This is a genomic window from Bartonella tamiae Th239, assembly GCF_000278275.1.
In the GTDB taxonomy this organism is placed as follows: domain Bacteria; phylum Pseudomonadota; class Alphaproteobacteria; order Rhizobiales; family Rhizobiaceae; genus Bartonella; species Bartonella tamiae.
In genome coordinates, this window is record NZ_JH725147.1 from 2113929 (window position 1) to 2131562 (window position 17634).

The window sequence follows — 17634 nt, forward strand, 5'->3', positions numbered from 1 at the left end:
TAAACTCATTTAATTTCAAAGAACATATCATAAAAATGATCTGCAATATTACTTTTATAAATCGTTTTTATATCTTTTAATTTTAATCGTTTTGACAAAATAATTTGAAATAAATACTAAAAAGCAGGTCGTAAATTTAACCAGTACATAGAAATATAAAGCGTATTTCATAAAGCCAATAAGCAGACTAAGCGTTCTTATGTTCCGTCTTAATTTTTGGATTGTCATAAGAAGGTTTATTGTTTTCACCTTCAGACGTTTGACGCATAGAACGCATAATCAATACACGCATGACTGTCATAAGCAAAAAGAGACAAACGATCGAAAGTAAAATTGTTTCATTGCTAAAAACTGTCATTGCATCTCTCCTTTTTGGATACAAATACAAAGAAATCGTGCAGATAAAAAAATGATTTTAAAGCGACATTTCATCTACTTAATCATCTAGGACAGTGTATTTAAATGCAATTGTACATAAGAATAGATATTTTATACTAATGTATAACAAGAGTATCAAAGTAGATAATTGTAATTTTCAATCCCCAATGCGACAAATCGACGTCTTGCAGACAAAATTTAAATTAATTCCATGAAAGCAAGGGGGCTATAATGGACGATCCATCTAGTATTAAGGCTGGCGCCACAACTATGTGTAGTCAGCCGTTCAAAATAAAAGACACCAAGAAGACTTTAGGCAGAATAAATAGCGCAGTTATAACGACTTTGAAATAATCAATCGTCGTTATTCCTGTCGCTGTGTTCGTGCGACAGGAGTTTATTGCCATGAGCAATTCCAACACACCGAACTCATCGGGAATACAGAAAAAAAATACACTTTCAATGCGTGTTGTGCGCGAAGCACAAAACAACTTGGAAACAACTTTACTTAATGTAAATGCAAGCTTAGACGGGTTGACGATACCAGAAGCCGCAACACGTTTTTCTAATGATGGACCGAACGAAGTGGCTCACGACCGACCACCTCATGCGATTATTCAATTTCTTTTAGCTTTTAAAAATCCATTTATCGGCGTTTTAGCAATGCTTGCAGTCATTCAGTTTTTTACTGATTTTTGGCTTCCATGGCGTGAAGGCGAAGAAACCGATCTCACAGGCGTTATTATTGTTGTGACGATGATACTTATCAGTGGTATTTTACGTTTTTGGCAGGAATATCGTTCTAATAAAGCAGCTGAAGAGCTTAAAGCTATGGTGCGTACAACAGCAACCGTTTTGCGCCGTGATAATAACAGTTCTGAACCCCGCCAATATGAGATTCCCATGCGTGAATTGGTTTCAGGCGATATTGTTCAGCTTTCTGCAGGTGATATGATACCTGCTGATGTAAGATTAATTGAATCTCGCGATCTTTTTGTATCACAAGCTGTTTTAACTGGTGAATCTTTACCTGTTGAAAAATATGACACTTTAGGTTCCGTTGCTGAAAAACATGCTGAAACCATAGTAAAAGATCAGCATGATCTTTTAGATTTACCTAATGTATGCCTTATGGGTACCAATGTTGTCAGTGGTACAGCACGCGCATTAGTCGTTTCAACAGGACCACGCACCTATTTTGGTTCACTGGCTAAATCAATTGTTGGCACACGGGCTCAAACATCGTTCGATCGCGGTGTAAATTCCGTTAGCTGGCTTCTTATCCGTTTCATGCTTGTTATGGTTCCTATTGTTTTCTTAATCAACGGCTTAACAAAAGGTGACTGGCTCGAAGCGTTTTTATTTGCGGTTGCCGTAGCTGTGGGCTTAACACCAGAAATGCTTCCTCTTATCGTTTCAACGAACCTTGCAAAAGGCGCGGTTTCGATGGCACGTCACAAAGTAGTTGTCAAACGGCTTAACGCAATTCAGAATTTTGGTGCAATGGATATTTTATGCACTGATAAAACAGGAACTTTAACTCAAGATAAAATCATTCTAGAACATCACGTTGATTTTGAAGGAAAACCCAATAATTATGTTTTCGAGCTTGCATGGCTTAATTCCTTCCATCAAAGTGGCATGCGCAATCTTATGGATCAGGCGGTCGTTCATTTTGGCGAACGTTTTAAACATAACACAGCTATTCGTGCTTATCGCAAAATCGATGAAATTCCTTTTGATTTTCAACGTCGTCGTCTTTCAATTGTTCTTGAGGGAACAGACAACCAACACCTTCTCGTTTGTAAAGGGGCGGTTGAAGAAATGCTTTCAGTTTCTACCAGTGTCCGTGAAGGCGATAAGGTTCATAAACTTGATGCACAATCTCGCAAAAAACTTTTGGAATTATCACAGCACTATAATGAAGATGGTTTCCGTGTTCTCATTGTAGCGTCACGTATTATCGCAAACGATGAAAAGTCAGAGCTTTACAATGCGAGCTTTGAAAAAGAACTTATTGTTGAAGGCTTTCTCACCTTTCTTGATCCACCAAAAGAAACAGCACGTTCAGCGATCTCTGTGCTTCGTGATAATGGCGTATCTGTTAAAGTTCTCACTGGTGATAACCAAATTGTAACAGCAAAAGTATGTCGCGAAGTGGGTCTTGAACCAGGTGAAGCACTTTTGGGTCGTGATGTTGAGGCAATGACCGACCAACAATTGCAATATGAAGTTGAAAAGCGTACGGTTTTTGCCAAACTTTCTCCATTACAAAAGTCAAAAGTGCTTAAAGCTTTACAAGCTAATGGACACACCGTTGGTTTCCTTGGAGATGGTATTAATGACGCTCCAGCATTGCGTGATGCTGACGTTGGTATTTCCGTTGATAGTGGTGCTGATATTGCTAAAGAATCTGCTGATATCATCTTGTTAGAAAAAAGCTTGATGGTACTTGAAGAAGGCGTCATTAAAGGCCGCGAAACATTCGGTAATATTATGAAATATCTAAATATGACAGCCAGTTCTAACTTCGGTAATGTTTTTTCGGTTCTTGTGGCAAGTGCATTCATTCCGTTTTTGCCAATGTTAGCCATTCACCTCCTCTTACAAAACTTGCTTTATGATATTTCTTGTTTGTCCATTCCTTGGGATAAAATGGATAAAGAATTTCTTGCAAAACCCCGTAAATGGAGTGCACGCAATATCGGTCGATTCATGATTTATATTGGACCAACTTCATCAATCTACGATATGACAACCTATGCATTAATGTGGTATGTATTCTCAGCTAATTCAGTAGAAATGCAAGCCTTATTCCATTCTGGTTGGTTTGTTGAAGGTCTTCTATCGCAAACTCTTGTTGTTCATATGTTGCGTACGCAGAAAATCCCATTCATTCAAAGTACAGCCGCTTGGCCAGTATTGGTTTTGACTGGTCTTGTCATGGTGGTTGGTATTTACATTCCATTTTCACCACTTGGCAATTATGTCGGGTTGGTTCCACTTCCTTGGGAGTATTTCCCATGGCTCATTGCAACACTTGTCGCATATTGCTGTACGGCTCAAGGAATGAAAGCATTTTATATCCGCAAATTTGGACAATGGTTCTAAACAAACCAAAAATCTTTATGACAAAAAAGGTATGGCGTATTTAACGCCATGCCTAAAGTTTTTTTCTCATAGTGTCTTTTTCACGTAATGTTTCTTACACGCAAATATCTTGTAAATACGAATATTTCATTGTTTCTTCAAGTTTGGATAGTAAATGTCATAAATACGATATACTATCTTTTTGTCTGTTGAAAACAAACCAATACTTTTTGATGCTCTGAAAGAGGTGTTCTTTTGCAATTCATTCATAATTTCTCCTTTTTCGATTTAATAGACACGACACTGTCTATGTTGGCAGCATTTATTTTGGGCACTTTAATTGGAGCAGAACGACAGTATCGACAAAGAACAGCAGGATTACGCACCAATGTTCTTGTTGCAGTTGGAGCGGCGGCATTTGTAGACCTTGGCCAACGCATGGCTGGTGATATAGAAGCCGTTCGTGTCATTTCCTATGTTGTTTCAGGTATTGGTTTTTTAGGTGCTGGTGTCATTATGAAAGAAGGCACCAATGTACGCGGATTAAACACAGCCGCAACACTTTGGTGTTCAGCAGCGGTTGGTTGTTGTGCGGGAGGCAACATGCTTGCAGAAGCCACAATCCTCACATGCTTTGTTATTTTTGGAAATACGTTTTTACGCAGACTGGTTAACGCTATTAACCGTATTCCTCTTAATGAAGAGACAGGGGAAACCACCTTTGAAATTCGCCTAAGTGTTCAAAGAAAAGCAGCACCAATGTTACGTGAATTATTGGTAGATATGCTAGAAAAAGCGCAATATCCAGTGAGTGATGTTGAGTTTTTTGAATTATCTGATGAACGTATCGAACTGGTTGCAACACTTATCAGTACCGCGATCGATAAAAAGGAAATTGAAGCCGTTGTCGATGCTCTTGAAAAACGACGTGATGTCTATCACGCCAATTGGGAAAGCAGCACAAGAGAATAATCTTAAATTATGTGATATGCAGACATTTCATTATATCATGTTTTTCATTAACGGCTTTTTAATATAGCAAGAAATCATTCTTAAAGCTAAAAATATGATACAAAATACATTCAATTATTTTCTTAAAAAATAAGAAAATAATTGAACACAGTGCATTTTTACAAGTTATATTTGAAAAAACGGCGCAATTTTTTTTGAAGAATTTCTTGATATACCTATCTCATCCAGATGAACATATTATTTCAGATATTGATATGTCTGAAAGACAGTCACTTTATAAACAGCTATTTAATCTGGCGGCATTAATCATCTAAGTAATGTCTTGATTGTTGTTATTGAAAGACAAATTATATCAACGCCTGAGTTTGTCGTAGAAATTTTAACTTTCACTATCGGGATTTTAAAACAGCGCGCCTTGTTGCTAATAGCAAATGGGTTTCACTCGCTTTGATACCTGAAACCAATCGTATATTGCGCAATATAGTATCAAATTCAGCAAGATTTTGTGTTTTTAATTCTATAATCAAATCAAAACGGCCATTGGTTGTATGTATAAAATCCACCTCAGGAAAAGCAGAAAGTATATCAGCGACACGATCAGCATTATGACGATCAACTTCAATCATCATAATACCTCGAATAAAATTATCCGTCTTATCGTTATGCAAAATAATACTATATCCTCGTATAACTCCTTTTTTCTCGAGCTTTTTCATTCTTGCACGAACCGTCGCCCGCGAAATATTTAATCTGCTGGAGATTTCAGAAATGGAAACACGCGCATCACGACGCAATAATTCTATAAGTTTTAAATCTATTTGATCCATAATTTTACCAATTTGATCAATTTATATATTCAAATTGATAAATAAAGAAACAGTTTTTGTCAATAATTAGACTTTCAATCTCCATTGAAACACGCTTAAACTCTTAAAAAAAAGAAGAGGCGTAAAATGGATATCAAACTTTTAGGCATACCACTGCAAGATGGTTCTCGACGTTTAGGTTGCGAAATGGGACCTAGTGCCTATCGCGCTGCAGGTATTGTAAAAACACTTGAAGATCTTGGTCATAATGTCGTGGATACAGGAAATGTCACGCTTCCATCATGTAATGAAATGACTCATTCCAATAAAAGTCTTCATAATTTACCGCAAATAAGTGGTTGGATTAAAGCCATAACCGATAAGGCATATGAATTAAAGAAACAAGGATTTCCGATTTTCATGGGCGGTGATCACGCCATGTCGGCAGGCACTGTTGCAGGCGTTAAAAAACAAGCTGATGAAGCTGGACGCCCTCTTTTCGTTCTGTGGTTGGATGCACACACGGATTTTCATACATTAAACAGTACAAAAAGTGGCAATCTCCATGGAACACCTGTTGCTTATTTTAGTGGAATGCCGGGATTTGATCATTATTTTCCGCCTATAGCTTCTACTGTTCCATTAGAAAATATTTGTCTATTTGGCATACGCAGTGTTGATAATGATGAACGCCTAGCCCTCAATGAAACCTCTATCACCGTATTTGATATGCGCAACATTGACGAAATGGGTGTTGGTGTTTTGCTCAAACGTTTTCTTGAGCGCGTCGCTGCACAAAATGGTCTATTGCATATTAGTCTTGATGTTGATTTTCTTGATCCATCTATTGCGCCAGCTGTTGGAACGACTGTTCCCGGTGGCGCAACATTTCGAGAAGCACATCTAATTATGGAAATGATATTTGACAGCGGTCTGGCCACAAGTCTTGACCTAGCAGAACTTAATCCTTTTCTCGATGAACGCGGCAAGACCGCCACTTTGATGATGGATCTAGCTGCAAGCTTATTGGGGAGGCGTGTGATTGACCGCGTGACAAAGAGTTATTAAAAGGGAGAGAGGAAACAAATGATTCTAGATCGCAACAAACTGAATGTTGTTCCATTTGTCAGTGTCAACAATATGATGAACATAGTTTTAGACATTGGTGTTGAACATGTTCTGACACAAATTGCGGCTTATATCGAAGATGATTTTAAAAGATGGGAGTCGTTTGATAAAACGCCGCGTCTCGCAAGCCACTCTCATGATGGCGTGATTGAACTTATGCCAACAAGTGATACAAAATTTTATGGCTTTAAATATGTCAACGGCCATCCTAAAAATATGAAAAGCGGCCTTCAAACTGTAGCCGCCTTTGGTTTATTAGCCGATGTTGATAGTGGTTATCCAATTATGCTCAGCGAGATGACTATTCTAACGGCTCTAAGAACGGCTGCGACATCTGCTCTTGCTGCAAAATATTTAGCGCCAAAACACAGCAAAACCATGACAATCATAGGCAATGGTGCGCAATCAGAATTTCAAGCACTTGCATTTAAAGCATTGCTTGGCATTGATCACTTGCGCCTCTATGATATTGATCCCGACGCAACCAATAAATGTGCCAAAAATATTGAAGATAAAGGTTTTACTATTGTTAAATGTAAAAGTGTTGAAGAAGCAGTTATCGGGGCAGACATCATTACAACAGTGACCGCTGATAAACAAAATAATACAATATTGACCGACAATACGATTGGTCAAAATGTTCATATTAATGCGGTTGGAGGCGATTGTCCTGGAAAAACAGAATTACATAAAGACATTCTGTTACGTTCTGACATTTTTGTTGAATATCCTCCGCAAACCCGTATTGAAGGTGAAATTCAACAACTCAATCATGATCATCCTGTCACAGAATTATGGCAAGTTATTGTAGGAAAAAAGCAAGGACGTACACATAACAAACAAAATACCTTGTTCGATTCTGTAGGCTTTGCTATAGAAGACTTTTCTGCGCTTCGTTATATTTATGATCAAATGCAGAATACAAAATTTTGTGAAGAATTAGACATGATTGCTGATCCAGATCAACCGCGTGATGTATACGGCATGCTAAAAAGAAAAGATCAAGCAATTAAACGGCTTAACAACTGACGGTGAATGGAAACAAAAATAATGCATTACCGTTCAAGGATAGGATGAAAGGTAATGGGAGGAAAAAAGTCTGTCATATTTGCCACCTTGCTTTTATATATTATAACTGGTGCAAATACTTATGGACAAAATTTTGTATTTGCAACAGAAGGCAATTATCCACCATTTGAATATGTCGATTCAAACAATAATTTACAGGGTTTTGATGTCGAAATTGCTCGAGCTCTGTGCGAACAACTAAAATTCAACTGTTCAATTGTAATCCAAGACTGGGAAGGCATTATCCCGGGGCTTCTTGCGCATAAATATGATGCCATCATCGCCTCAATGGGTCCAACGGAAGAGCGTCTCAAAAAGGTTGACTTTACAAATCCTTACTATCGCACGCGTTTAGCGATCGCTGTTAGGAAAGAAAGTGACATTAAAACATTGAATATTGATGAACTTGTTGGCAAAAGCATCGGTGCTTTAGCTGGATCTGTTCAAGCACTTTATGCTGAGGATCATTTATGGCCTCAAGGTGTTAATATGCGTTTTTATCCAAATGCAGATGATGCAAATACTGATCTGACGATCGGACGCACCGATGCGGTCATTCATGATAACTTTCCTCTATTAGATTGGTTAGAAAATGATGGCAAGGATTGTTGCCGCCTTTTAGGTTTTCTTGAAAAAACTGAATCTCCAATATCAATTGCAATTCGTAAGAATGAAGGTGATCTAAAAGCCAAACTTAATCAAGCTATACTAGATATCCGTAAGAATGGAACATATCAAAAAATTTCACAAAAATATTTCGGACAAGATATCTATTGATCGGCTAGACGGTAATTTTACTTATAAAAGGACACTCAATGGGAGAGTATTTTCAATTACTATCTTTTGGAGAAAATGGTTGGGGATTGGTGTTACTTATCGCATGCGGTGTAACAGTTTCTCTTGCGCTTTGTGCCGCACCTGTTGGATTTTTTCTCGGGCTCTTATCGGCTTTAATGATCCGCTCAAATTCCAAAATATTAAGAATCGTTGCAACGGTTTTTTCTTCGGTCTTTAGAAGCTTGCCCGAATTATTAACCCTTTTCATCGTCTATTTCGGTTTACAAATTCTCTTGCGGCATATGATGCATTTATTTGGTTTTACAGAAGAAATTACGATTAATGCCTTCCTGTCGGGTATTCTTGGACTAGGGTTGGTTTCAGCTGCATTTTCTAGTGAGATCTGGCTTGGTGCTTTTAATATTATCCCACGTGGACAATATGAAGCCTGCAAAACATTGGGACTTTCTCGCACCAAAACATTTACATCCGTTATTTTCCCTCAACTTTTAAAACACGCATTGCCTGGCTTATCAAATAATTGGCTTACTTTATTTAAAGACACATCGCTTGTGTCAACCATTGCTTTGGTTGATATTATGCGCCAAACCAACTTAGCTGCATCACAAACCAAACATTATATTTTTTTCTACAGTGCGGCTTGCTGTCTTTATCTACTATTTTCAGCTTTATCGGGCATTTTTTTTCGTCATCTAGAACGCAATTTAAATAAAACTTATCAAGGGGGAATATAATGGATTTCATATTTGCCCCTGCTATTTGGCAAAGATACGGCCCCCTTTATGTTCAAGGTTTTGCTATCACCATTGCTCTTGTGATCGTTTCATTTATCCTTGGCGGTATTTTTGCAATATTTATCGCACAAGCAAGAATTTCAAAAAGCAAAATTTTAAAAAAATGCGCGCGTGTTTATATCTTTTTTTTTCGTGGCTCACCACTTTTGGCTCAACTTTATTTATTTTATTATGGGATCGGTTCGCTTTCAAGCTTTTGGCAAAGCATCGGTGTTTGGTGGTATTTTAAAAGCCCTTTTTTATGCTGTGTCACAATATTTGCGCTTAACTCTGCAGCATATCAAGCAGAAATATTGCGGGGAAGTTTTCAATCTGTTCCTAGGTCACAATGGGAAGCTTGCAAAGCTTTAAGTCTAGAACGTAAGACAACATTTTTCAGGATAATATTACCACAGGCCATGATTTCGGCATTACGCCCATTGAGCAATGAATTTATCATATTAATCAAGTCAAGCGCAATTGTTTCGCTTGTTGCAATGTTTGATATTATGGGTGTGACGAAACTTGCTTTTTCGCGTAGCTATGACTTTCAAGTCTATCTATGGGCCGCACTTCTTTATCTCCTTTTGGTCGAAATAGTCCGAAGACTTGTGCAATATATTGAAAAACGTCTCACCCTCCACATTGTCACTTAAATAAATAATAATATTATCAGGGTACAAAAATGTCTGAATATCATGATCCTTCACAAGCCATTATTGTTATGGAAAATGTAAATAAATACTACGGTAGCTATACTGCTTTAAAAAATATTAATCTTAAAGTGCAAGCAGGAGAACGCATCGTTTTGTGTGGACCTTCGGGGTCTGGAAAATCAACACTCATCAGAACACTAAACCAGCTAGAAAACGTCAATGAAGGTCTTATAAAAATTGATGGCATTGATATTGTTAACGGCGCGACGCGTGAGGTTAAAACAATATTACGTGAAGTTGGTATGGTCTTCCAACATTTCAATCTTTTTCCACATATGACGGCTTTAGAAAATTGTATTCTTGCACCTATCTCTGTTCGAAAAATTTCGAAAAAAGATGCTATAGAACAAGCTCGATCTTACCTTGAGAGAGTTGGATTAGAAAAGCATGAAACAAAATATCCAGCGCAACTTTCAGGTGGTCAACAACAGCGTGTAGCAATTGCCCGTGCTTTATGTATGACACCACGTATTATGTTGTTTGATGAGCCAACTTCAGCGCTTGATCCAGAAATGGTGGGCGAGGTTTTAGATGTCTTAATCAAACTTGCCCAAACAGGAATGACAATGATGTGTGTCACACATGAAATGGTATTTGCACGCCAATTCTCCGAGCGCGTTTTATTTATAGAAAATGGCGATATTATTGAAGATTCAACACCTGAAATCTTTTTTAATAACCCATCAAGCCAACGCAGTCGTGATTTTCTAAAACGTATTCAGCACTGAATATCGATGAGAACATTAATGTATCTTTTGCATAAAAATGCAATAGGACATACAAGACATAATATTAACAACAAAGAAATTAATGCGAAAAATAAAATTTTTAGTAAGATAATGATATCGTCTTAAAAGTATTAAATATAAGCATTCTTCACCTTACGCATTAAAGCATCTTTATTCAGTTCAACTGAGTAGCATAACTCTCAATTGGATAATCAGCCTTTATGACACCTGCTTCATATAAAAATGTACCATATGAAATATATTTGTTCTTATTCAAAATAATTGGATGATCACTAAATAATGGAGCGGTTTCCAGCCATATACTTTCATTCAAATCATTATTAAGTTCTGAATGTTTTCTAGCAAATTCAACCCATGTTTGTTGTGGATGTGCTTTTAAATAAGCAGCTCCTTCAGAAAGAGCCAATAAGAATTTTTTGTACTTTTCCTCATTTATATTATCTTTATGAATAATAAACACCAGTTCATCATATGGAGGAACACCATAATCTTCCACCTTCATAATGATTGGCTCAATACCTTGTTGACGCATTTCATTGCCTTCAACATTTCTAAATCCACCAATAACAGCGTCTACTTGCTGAGACAGCAATGCACTCACCAAATTGAAATTGACATTAATGAGTTCAACATCATTGAGAGTTAAATTTTGATTTTCAAATATAGTTTCTAAAAGTGCTTCTTCCACTCCGCCATTTGAAAATCCAATTTTTTTACCCTTTAGATCAGCTGGAGAACGAATGCCGCTTTGAGGTAATGCCATAACAGTATTTAAAGGCGTTTCAATAAGTGTACCAATTCTGATCAAAGGCAAATCTTCTTCAACAAACATGTAGAGCTGTTGTTGATAGGAGATCGCTATATCTGCTTGTTTTGCTGCCACCAATCGTGAACCTATATTTGGATCAGATGGTGATATCATTTCAACATCCAAACCGTGTTTTTTAAAACTTCCAATTTGTTGAGCAACGATTAATGAAGCATGATCAGGATTGAGATACCAATCTAAAATCACTGATAGTTTTTCGTCAGACCATGATACATTTGTACCGAAAATTGTGGCGAATAGGATTATAAAACCTTTTTTAAACATGATCATTCCTCCCTTATTCTAAAACATCCTGAGATGCTTCAGGCACCCAATATAATACACGTTTTAAAATGGCGTCGATCATTTTCCATAGCATTATCGCCATGAGTGACAATATAAATAATGCCGCAAAGCAAATGGGCGTTTGCAACCGAGCATTTGCGTTAAGCATAACATATCCCAAACCACCTGAAGAGCCAACCCATTCACCAATAATCGCTCCTATAGGCGCAACAGCCGCAGCAACTCTTATGCCTGAGCCCAAAGCTGGCAAAGCAGCAATAAGTCTTATATGTATAAGTTGGGAAAAACGACTTGCTCCCATCGTTTGTGATAATTGTAACAATCCAATATCAGTTCTTCTTAAACCATCGAAAAATGCCGTTGTCACTGGAAAAAATATAACCAAAACAGACGCAACAATTTTTGATAAAATACCATAACCAAACCATAGCACCAAAATAGGGGCTAAAGCAAAAATCGGTATGGATTGACTGATAATAAGTACTGGCATAATCCATCTTTGTAATATCTTAGAAAACATTAATAACAAAGCGATAACAGCACCAAATGCGACCCCTAAAATAAACCCTAATATGATTTCTGTCAGTGTTATGAAAGCATGTTGAAAAAGATAATCACGCCCTGACCATAAGGCTTGAGCAACATCTATAGGCGTCGGTAAAATATATCGCGGGACGTGAAATATGATTGCAATTAACCACCAAAGCGCCAATAAACCAAACATAATAACAATTATATGGCTATGACGCATTATCGTATTTATTGGTAAAAATTTCACCTTAGCAAGCTTTCAAAATGTGCATTAATTCTGTCTCTATATTTACAAGATCGTAATTACTTCTTTCTTTTGGTGAAGTATCATTCATAAGTATCGGCTCCAATAAAGTAGCCGGCTGATTTTTTAGAACTAAAATTATATTGCACAAACGTGCAGCTTCTAAAGGATCATGCGTTATTAACAACACAGTTTTATCTGCAAGAAGATTGGCTGCTAATTCTTGCATATTAGATCGCGTAACAGCATCAAGTGCGGAAAAAGGCTCATCCATTAAAACAATTGGTTTATCTTCATATAATGTGCGGGCAATTGCAACTCTTTGACGCATTCCACCTGATAAGGTAAATGGATATTTATCACCTGAATCCAATAATTGAACCTTTTTTAACAAAGTCTTAACTTTGTGATTATCGGAAGATTCATATCGTAATCTTGAACCTACAGAAATATTTTGTGCAACATTCAACCATGGAAAGAGTAAATCCTGTTGCCCCATATATGCTATTTTTTTTTATCGATTGTCCGTCTGAACCTAATACACGACCACTTGTAGGCTGAATCAATCCAGCAAGTATTTTTAAAAAAGATGATTTGCCAATACCACTTGCGCCTAACAACCCAACGAAAGAACCGCCTTTAAAGTCACAGTTCATACAATCAAAAATTTTTTTCTTTCCATAATGAAAGGAAAGATTCTCAACTTTAAAACCTAAACTTAATGGGGGTGTCATAATTATTACTCATAAAGTGAAATACAACTATACAAGCGTTTTCATTACGATATGTCAAATGAATGATTAACATTAGAACTTACGAATTTGAAAAGTTTATTTAAATTACTAACCTTCATTATCATTTGCAAAAAGTTAATCTACTTTATGTTTATCAAAATAATCTTTTTTATAAGATAAAAAAAACTTATATATAATAGTATTTTAATTGAATAATAAATTCATATCACTCAAAGCCAAACTTACCTACATTAATAAAACTTTCAATTTTTGAATAATCGGCAATAAATATAGCCACCAATAAAAAGTCTAAAATAGAATACCATTATCAAATCATAAGTCAAATTCTGTGTTATTTTAGAAATGATAAATGATTTTGTAATCGACAAAATTTGAGATGGACGTTCTGTACCTACTATTCATAATTGTTTATTTTTATTGATTATTAATAATTTGATGACAGGCACGACTATTGAGACATTTTATAAGATATTATAAAGAAAAGCAAAAAACTATCTACATATGGACTGTAAACAAAGTGATGTGATGCACACTGCTTGTTAATGGCCTCAAACGGTCAAATTTATCTTAGTCAATATTTAGTCACGAGGCCGAGACTGATATAAGAAGTATGATTTAATTTATTCATGCCACATTGTTTGATATTGATGAATTACACAAAACTATTCAAATATTTTTTTTCTGAATAATGACGTTGGGAATTTTGTTTAATATCTTTCTTTTTTCACTGCTATTTTTCATCAATAAGTGCGTATTTTTATAATTTTCATGGGAATATGTTGAGAAGAACATGCAACAAAAAAGCCCCACAGTTGAACTATGGGGCTTATATTTTTTTTGGTTGCGGGGGCAGGATTTGAACCTGCGGCCTTCAGGTTATGAGCCTGACGAGCTACCGGGCTGCTCCACCCCGCGTCAAGGAAAGAAAAGATACTGTCACAATTTATTATGGCAGATAACCTATTCTCTTATCTGTTACAAAAAAGATTATAACAGTATTTTTGAATTTGACAGTTTTTTTTTGAAAGCGATGAAAGCCTAATTAAACGAGGCACACACCGCCAAAAAGAAACAGAGTTTATTGATGATCTGTAAAGTTATGGCAATGAGAGCCATTAAAAGGGATGAGAAGCATTTGATGCGATTGGCAGACCTGGCAGCGACTTACTCTCCCGTGCCTTAAGACAAAGTACCATCAGCGCTGGAGCGTTTCACGGCCGAGTTCGGAATGGGATCGGGTGCAGCCGCTCCGCCATAACCACCAGGTCGGCAAAGCGCATCGAATGAAGAGAAGCTGGATTTTCTGTTGGTTTTGTTCTTTTACAGTCACCTTAAAGCCTTTGGCTTGTAAGGACAACTGTCCGTCGCCGATGCTTCGGCGCGATCACACAAGCAATGCGTAAGCGTTAAGCCACAAACGCAATAAAGTAAAGATGAAGATTTGTAATGGGAACGATCAAGTCGATCGAACGATTAGTATCAGTAAGCTTCATGTGTTGCCACACTTCCACACCTGACCTATCAACGTGGTCGTCTTCCACGGTTCTCAGGGAATACTCGTTTCCAGGTGGGTTTCCCGCTTAGATGCCTTCAGCGGTTATCCCGTCCGTATATAGCTACCCTGCAATGCGGCTGGCGCCACAACAGGTCCACCAGAGATACGTCCATCCCGGTCCTCTCGTACTAGGGACAGATCCTGTCAATATTCCTACACCCACGGCAGATAGGGACCGAACTGTCTCACGACGTTCTGAACCCAACTCACGTACCGCTTTAAATGGCGAACAGCCATACCCTTGGGACCTGCTCCAGCCCCAGGATGCGATGAGTCGACATCGAGGTGCCAAACAACCCCGTCGATATGGACTCTTGGGGGTCATCAGCCTGTTATCCCCGGCGTACCTTTTATCCGTTGAGCGATGGCCCTTCCACACGGGACCACCGGATCACTATGACCGTCTTTCGACTCTGCTCGACTTGTCAGTCTTGCAGTCAGGCAGGCTTATGCCATTGCACTCGACGAACGATTTCCGACCGTTCTGAGCCCACCATCGCGCGCCTCCGTTACTCTTTAGGAGGCGACCGCCCCAGTCAAACTACCCACCATACACTGTCCTGGATCCGGATAACGGACCGCAGTTAGACATCCATGTCGATAAGGGTGGTATTTCAAGGATGACTCCACAAGGGCTGGCGCCCCTGCTTCAAAGTCTACCACCTATCCTACACATGCCGACACGAATGCCAGTGTAAAGCTATAGTAAAGGTGCACGGGGTCTTTCCGTCTAACCGCAGGAACCCCGCATCTTCACGGGGAATTCAATTTCACTGAGTCTACGTTGGAGACAGCGGGGAAGTCGTTACGCCATTCGTGCAGGTCGGAACTTACCCGACAAGGAATTTCGCTACCTTAGGACCGTTATAGTTACGGCCGCCGTTTACTGGGGCTTCAATTCAATGCTTGCACATCTCCTCTTAACCTTCCAGCACCGGGCAGGCGTCAGACCCTATACGTCGTCTTGCGACTTCGCAGAGCCCTGTGTTTTTGGTAAACAGTCGCTACCCCCTGGTCTGTGCCACCCCCTAACGGTTGCCCGCTAAAGGGTCACGCTTCTTCCGAAGTTACGCGTGCAATTTGCCGAGTTCCTTCAACGTAGTTCTCTCAAGCGCCTTGGTATTCTCTACCGGTCCACCTGTGTCGGTTTCGGGTACGGTCTATTTGTGGGAGCTATTTCCTGGAACCGCTTCACTGCAAGATCAATCCAATAAGACCTTACAATACACGCGATCCGTCACTTCCCACAGGTCCACGAATATTAACGTGGTTCCCATCGACTACGCCTTTCGGCCTCGCCTTAGGGGCCGACTAACCCTGCTCAGATTAACTTTAAGCAGGAACCCTTGGACTTTCGGCGAGGGAGTCTCTCACTCCCTTTATCGTTACTCATGTCAGCATTCTCACTTCCGATACCTCCAGGAGCTCTCACGAGTCTCCCTTCACAGGCTTACGGAACGCTCCGCTACCACGCGTCATATGACGCATCCACAGCTTCGGTGTATGGCTTTAGCCCCGTTACATTTTCGGCGCAAAGACCCTTATTTAGACCAGTGAGCTGTTACGCTTTCTTTAAATGATGGCTGCTTCTAAGCCAACATCCTGGTTGTTTTGGGATCCTCACATCCTTTCCCACTTAGCCATAACTTGGGGACCTTAGATGGTGGTCAGGGTTGTTGCCCTCTCCACGACGGACGTTAGCACCCGCCGTGTGTCTGCCCGTCAGTTCTTCCAGGTATTCGGAGTTTGGTTAGGTTTGGTAATCCGGTGAGGACCCCTAGCCCATCCAGTGCTCTACCCCCTGGAGAATACAACGAACGCTCTACCTAAATAGATTTCGCGGAGAACCAGCTATTTCCGAGTTTGATTGGCCTTTCACCCCTAGCCACAAGTCATCCCGATCTATTGCAACAGATATGGGTTCGGCCCTCCAGTAAGTGTTACCTTACCTTCAGCCTGCTCATGGCTAGATCACTCGGTTTCGGGTCTAATCCAACGAACTGAACGCCCTGTTCAGACTCGCTTTCGCTGCGCCTACACCTACCGGTTTAAGCTTGCTCGTTAGACTAAGTCGCTGACCCATTATACAAAAGGTACGCCGTCACCCAGAACTAATCTTGGGCTCCGACTGTTTGTAGGCATTCGGTTTCAGGTTCTCTTTCACTCCCCTCGTCGGGGTGCTTTTCACCTTTCCCTCACGGTACTGGTTCACTATCGGTCATGCACGAGTACTTAGGCTTGGATCGTGGTCGACCCATATTCAGACAGGATTTCACGTGTCCCGCCCTACTCAAGGACTTAAGTCAGATTTACGTTTACGGGACTGTCACCCACTTTGGTCGAGCTTTCCAACTCGTTCTACTTTTCTTAACTTAAGCCACTGGCCTGATCCGCGTTCGCTCGCCACTACTAGCGGAGTCTCGTTTGATGTCCTTTCCTACAGGTACTTAGATGTTTCAGTTCCCTGCGTTCGCTTCTTACACCCTATTTTATTCAGATGCAGATACCTTATTAAAGATAGCTAGAAACCTAAACTGTCCATCACTGAACAATTTAACTTTTCTAGCCATCAAAGGTGGGTTGCCCCATTCGGAAATTTACGGATCAAAGGGTATTCGCACCTCCCCGTAACTTATCGCAGCGTATCACGTCCTTCATCGCCTGTGCATGCCAAGGCATTCACCAAATGCCCTTAAGACACTTGATCGTTCTCATTGCCAATATTCATCTTTAAGCAACATCTTGTGCAAAATGTTACCATAAATATCAGCAGAAAGACCAGCTTCTCGAGATATATTCGATGGTGCGGTTAAGCTTCCAATCATAAGCAAGGGCTTTGAGCATTCCCTTGCGACATAATCATATCTTAATCACTTCTATCTTTATCAAAATGCTTTCAATGTTTCTTTCAAATTATTAAGACGATGAATCTTAATTAAAGTGTCCAAAACAGCAAT

The 17634-nt window shown here is 39.2% G+C and carries 12 protein-coding genes, 1 tRNA gene, 2 rRNA genes and 1 pseudogene; 8 read left to right on the forward strand and 8 right to left on the reverse strand.

The window, feature by feature from the left end; all coding sequences use genetic code 11:
- Positions 1-187: 187 nt before the first annotated feature.
- On the reverse strand, positions 188-358 hold the full coding sequence (locus ME5_RS10675; RefSeq protein WP_008040554.1) for a hypothetical protein: 171 nt from the start codon (positions 356-358) through the stop codon (positions 188-190).
- Between the two features lie 425 nt (positions 359-783).
- Between ME5_RS10675 and mgtA the strand changes: the two genes are divergently transcribed.
- Positions 784-3489, forward strand: a complete 2706-nt coding sequence (gene mgtA, locus ME5_RS09455) for a magnesium-translocating P-type ATPase (RefSeq protein WP_008040555.1) — start codon at positions 784-786, stop codon at positions 3487-3489.
- Positions 3490-3723: 234 nt separating this feature from the next.
- Positions 3724-4440, forward strand: coding sequence for an MgtC/SapB family protein (locus tag ME5_RS09460; protein ID WP_008040556.1), 717 nt, complete (start codon positions 3724-3726; stop codon positions 4438-4440).
- Between the two features lie 389 nt (positions 4441-4829).
- On the opposite strand, the gene ME5_RS09465 is transcribed toward ME5_RS09460, so the two are convergent.
- Complete coding sequence (locus ME5_RS09465; protein WP_008040557.1) at positions 4830-5267, reverse strand: Lrp/AsnC family transcriptional regulator; 438 nt, start codon at positions 5265-5267, stop codon at positions 4830-4832.
- A gap of 126 nt (positions 5268-5393) precedes the next feature.
- On the opposite strand from ME5_RS09465, the gene rocF reads away from it, so the two are divergent.
- From rocF to ME5_RS09495, 6 genes are read left to right on the forward strand one after another with little or no spacing between them, the layout of a single operon-like run.
- Positions 5394-6314: an arginase gene (gene rocF / locus ME5_RS09470; protein ID WP_008040558.1), complete on the forward strand. Its 921-nt coding sequence runs from the start codon at positions 5394-5396 to the stop codon at positions 6312-6314.
- A gap of 18 nt (positions 6315-6332) precedes the next feature.
- Positions 6333-7403, forward strand: coding sequence for an ornithine cyclodeaminase (locus ME5_RS09475; RefSeq protein WP_008040559.1), 1071 nt, complete (start codon positions 6333-6335; stop codon positions 7401-7403).
- Positions 7404-7457: 54 nt separating this feature from the next.
- Positions 7458-8219, forward strand: coding sequence for a transporter substrate-binding domain-containing protein (locus ME5_RS09480; protein WP_008040560.1), 762 nt, complete (start codon positions 7458-7460; stop codon positions 8217-8219).
- Between the two features lie 38 nt (positions 8220-8257).
- A complete protein-coding gene (locus ME5_RS09485; RefSeq protein ID WP_008040561.1) occupies positions 8258-8974 on the forward strand; it encodes an ABC transporter permease in 717 nt (238 codons plus the stop codon).
- Positions 8974-9669 carry an ABC transporter permease gene (locus ME5_RS09490; RefSeq protein WP_008040562.1) on the forward strand — a complete coding sequence of 232 codons (696 nt, stop codon included), beginning with the start codon at positions 8974-8976 and terminating at the stop codon, positions 9667-9669. Before ME5_RS09485 ends, ME5_RS09490 begins: the two co-directional genes overlap by 1 nt.
- 29 nt (positions 9670-9698) lie before the next feature.
- Positions 9699-10457 carry an amino acid ABC transporter ATP-binding protein gene (locus ME5_RS09495; protein ID WP_008040563.1) on the forward strand — a complete coding sequence of 253 codons (759 nt, stop codon included), beginning with the start codon at positions 9699-9701 and terminating at the stop codon, positions 10455-10457.
- Positions 10458-10632: 175 nt separating this feature from the next.
- Here ME5_RS09495 and ME5_RS09500 read toward each other — a convergent pair whose 3' ends face one another.
- From ME5_RS09500 to ME5_RS09525, 6 genes and pseudogenes are all read right to left on the reverse strand, one after another.
- On the reverse strand, positions 10633-11571 hold the full coding sequence (locus ME5_RS09500) for an ABC transporter substrate-binding protein (RefSeq protein WP_008040564.1): 939 nt from the start codon (positions 11569-11571) through the stop codon (positions 10633-10635).
- Between the two features lie 13 nt (positions 11572-11584).
- Positions 11585-12370 (reverse strand): ABC transporter permease, encoded by a 786-nt coding sequence (locus tag ME5_RS09505; protein ID WP_245256529.1) that lies wholly within the window; start codon positions 12368-12370, stop codon positions 11585-11587.
- A gap of 1 nt (position 12371) precedes the next feature.
- Positions 12372-13101, reverse strand: a pseudogene (locus ME5_RS09510) (ABC transporter ATP-binding protein).
- Positions 13102-13960: 859 nt separating this feature from the next.
- Positions 13961-14037: transfer RNA gene (locus ME5_RS09515), tRNA-Met, on the reverse strand.
- A 236-nt stretch (positions 14038-14273) separates the two neighbouring features.
- A 5S ribosomal RNA gene (gene rrf, locus ME5_RS09520) occupies positions 14274-14388 on the reverse strand.
- A gap of 186 nt (positions 14389-14574) precedes the next feature.
- A 23S ribosomal RNA gene (locus ME5_RS09525) occupies positions 14575-17384 on the reverse strand.
- Between the last annotated feature and the right edge of the window lie 250 nt (positions 17385-17634).

Bases quoted from the DNA above. Each gene is read 5' to 3' on its own strand.
- ME5_RS10675 (WP_008040554.1), bottom strand. From the start codon at position 358: ATGACAGTTTTTAGCAATGAAACAATTTTACTTTCGATCGTTTGTCTC.
- mgtA (WP_008040555.1), top strand. From the start codon at position 784: ATGAGCAATTCCAACACACCGAACTCATCGGGAATACAGAAAAAAAAT.
- ME5_RS09465 (WP_008040557.1), bottom strand. From the start codon at position 5,267: ATGGATCAAATAGATTTAAAACTTATAGAATTATTGCGTCGTGATGCG.
- rocF (WP_008040558.1), top strand. From the start codon at position 5,394: ATGGATATCAAACTTTTAGGCATACCACTGCAAGATGGTTCTCGACGT.
- ME5_RS09475 (WP_008040559.1), top strand. From the start codon at position 6,333: ATGATTCTAGATCGCAACAAACTGAATGTTGTTCCATTTGTCAGTGTC.
- ME5_RS09480 (WP_008040560.1), top strand. From the start codon at position 7,458: ATGGGAGGAAAAAAGTCTGTCATATTTGCCACCTTGCTTTTATATATT.
- ME5_RS09485 (WP_008040561.1), top strand. From the start codon at position 8,258: ATGGGAGAGTATTTTCAATTACTATCTTTTGGAGAAAATGGTTGGGGA.
- ME5_RS09490 (WP_008040562.1), top strand. From the start codon at position 8,974: ATGGATTTCATATTTGCCCCTGCTATTTGGCAAAGATACGGCCCCCTT.
- ME5_RS09495 (WP_008040563.1), top strand. From the start codon at position 9,699: ATGTCTGAATATCATGATCCTTCACAAGCCATTATTGTTATGGAAAAT.
- ME5_RS09500 (WP_008040564.1), bottom strand. From the start codon at position 11,571: ATGTTTAAAAAAGGTTTTATAATCCTATTCGCCACAATTTTCGGTACA.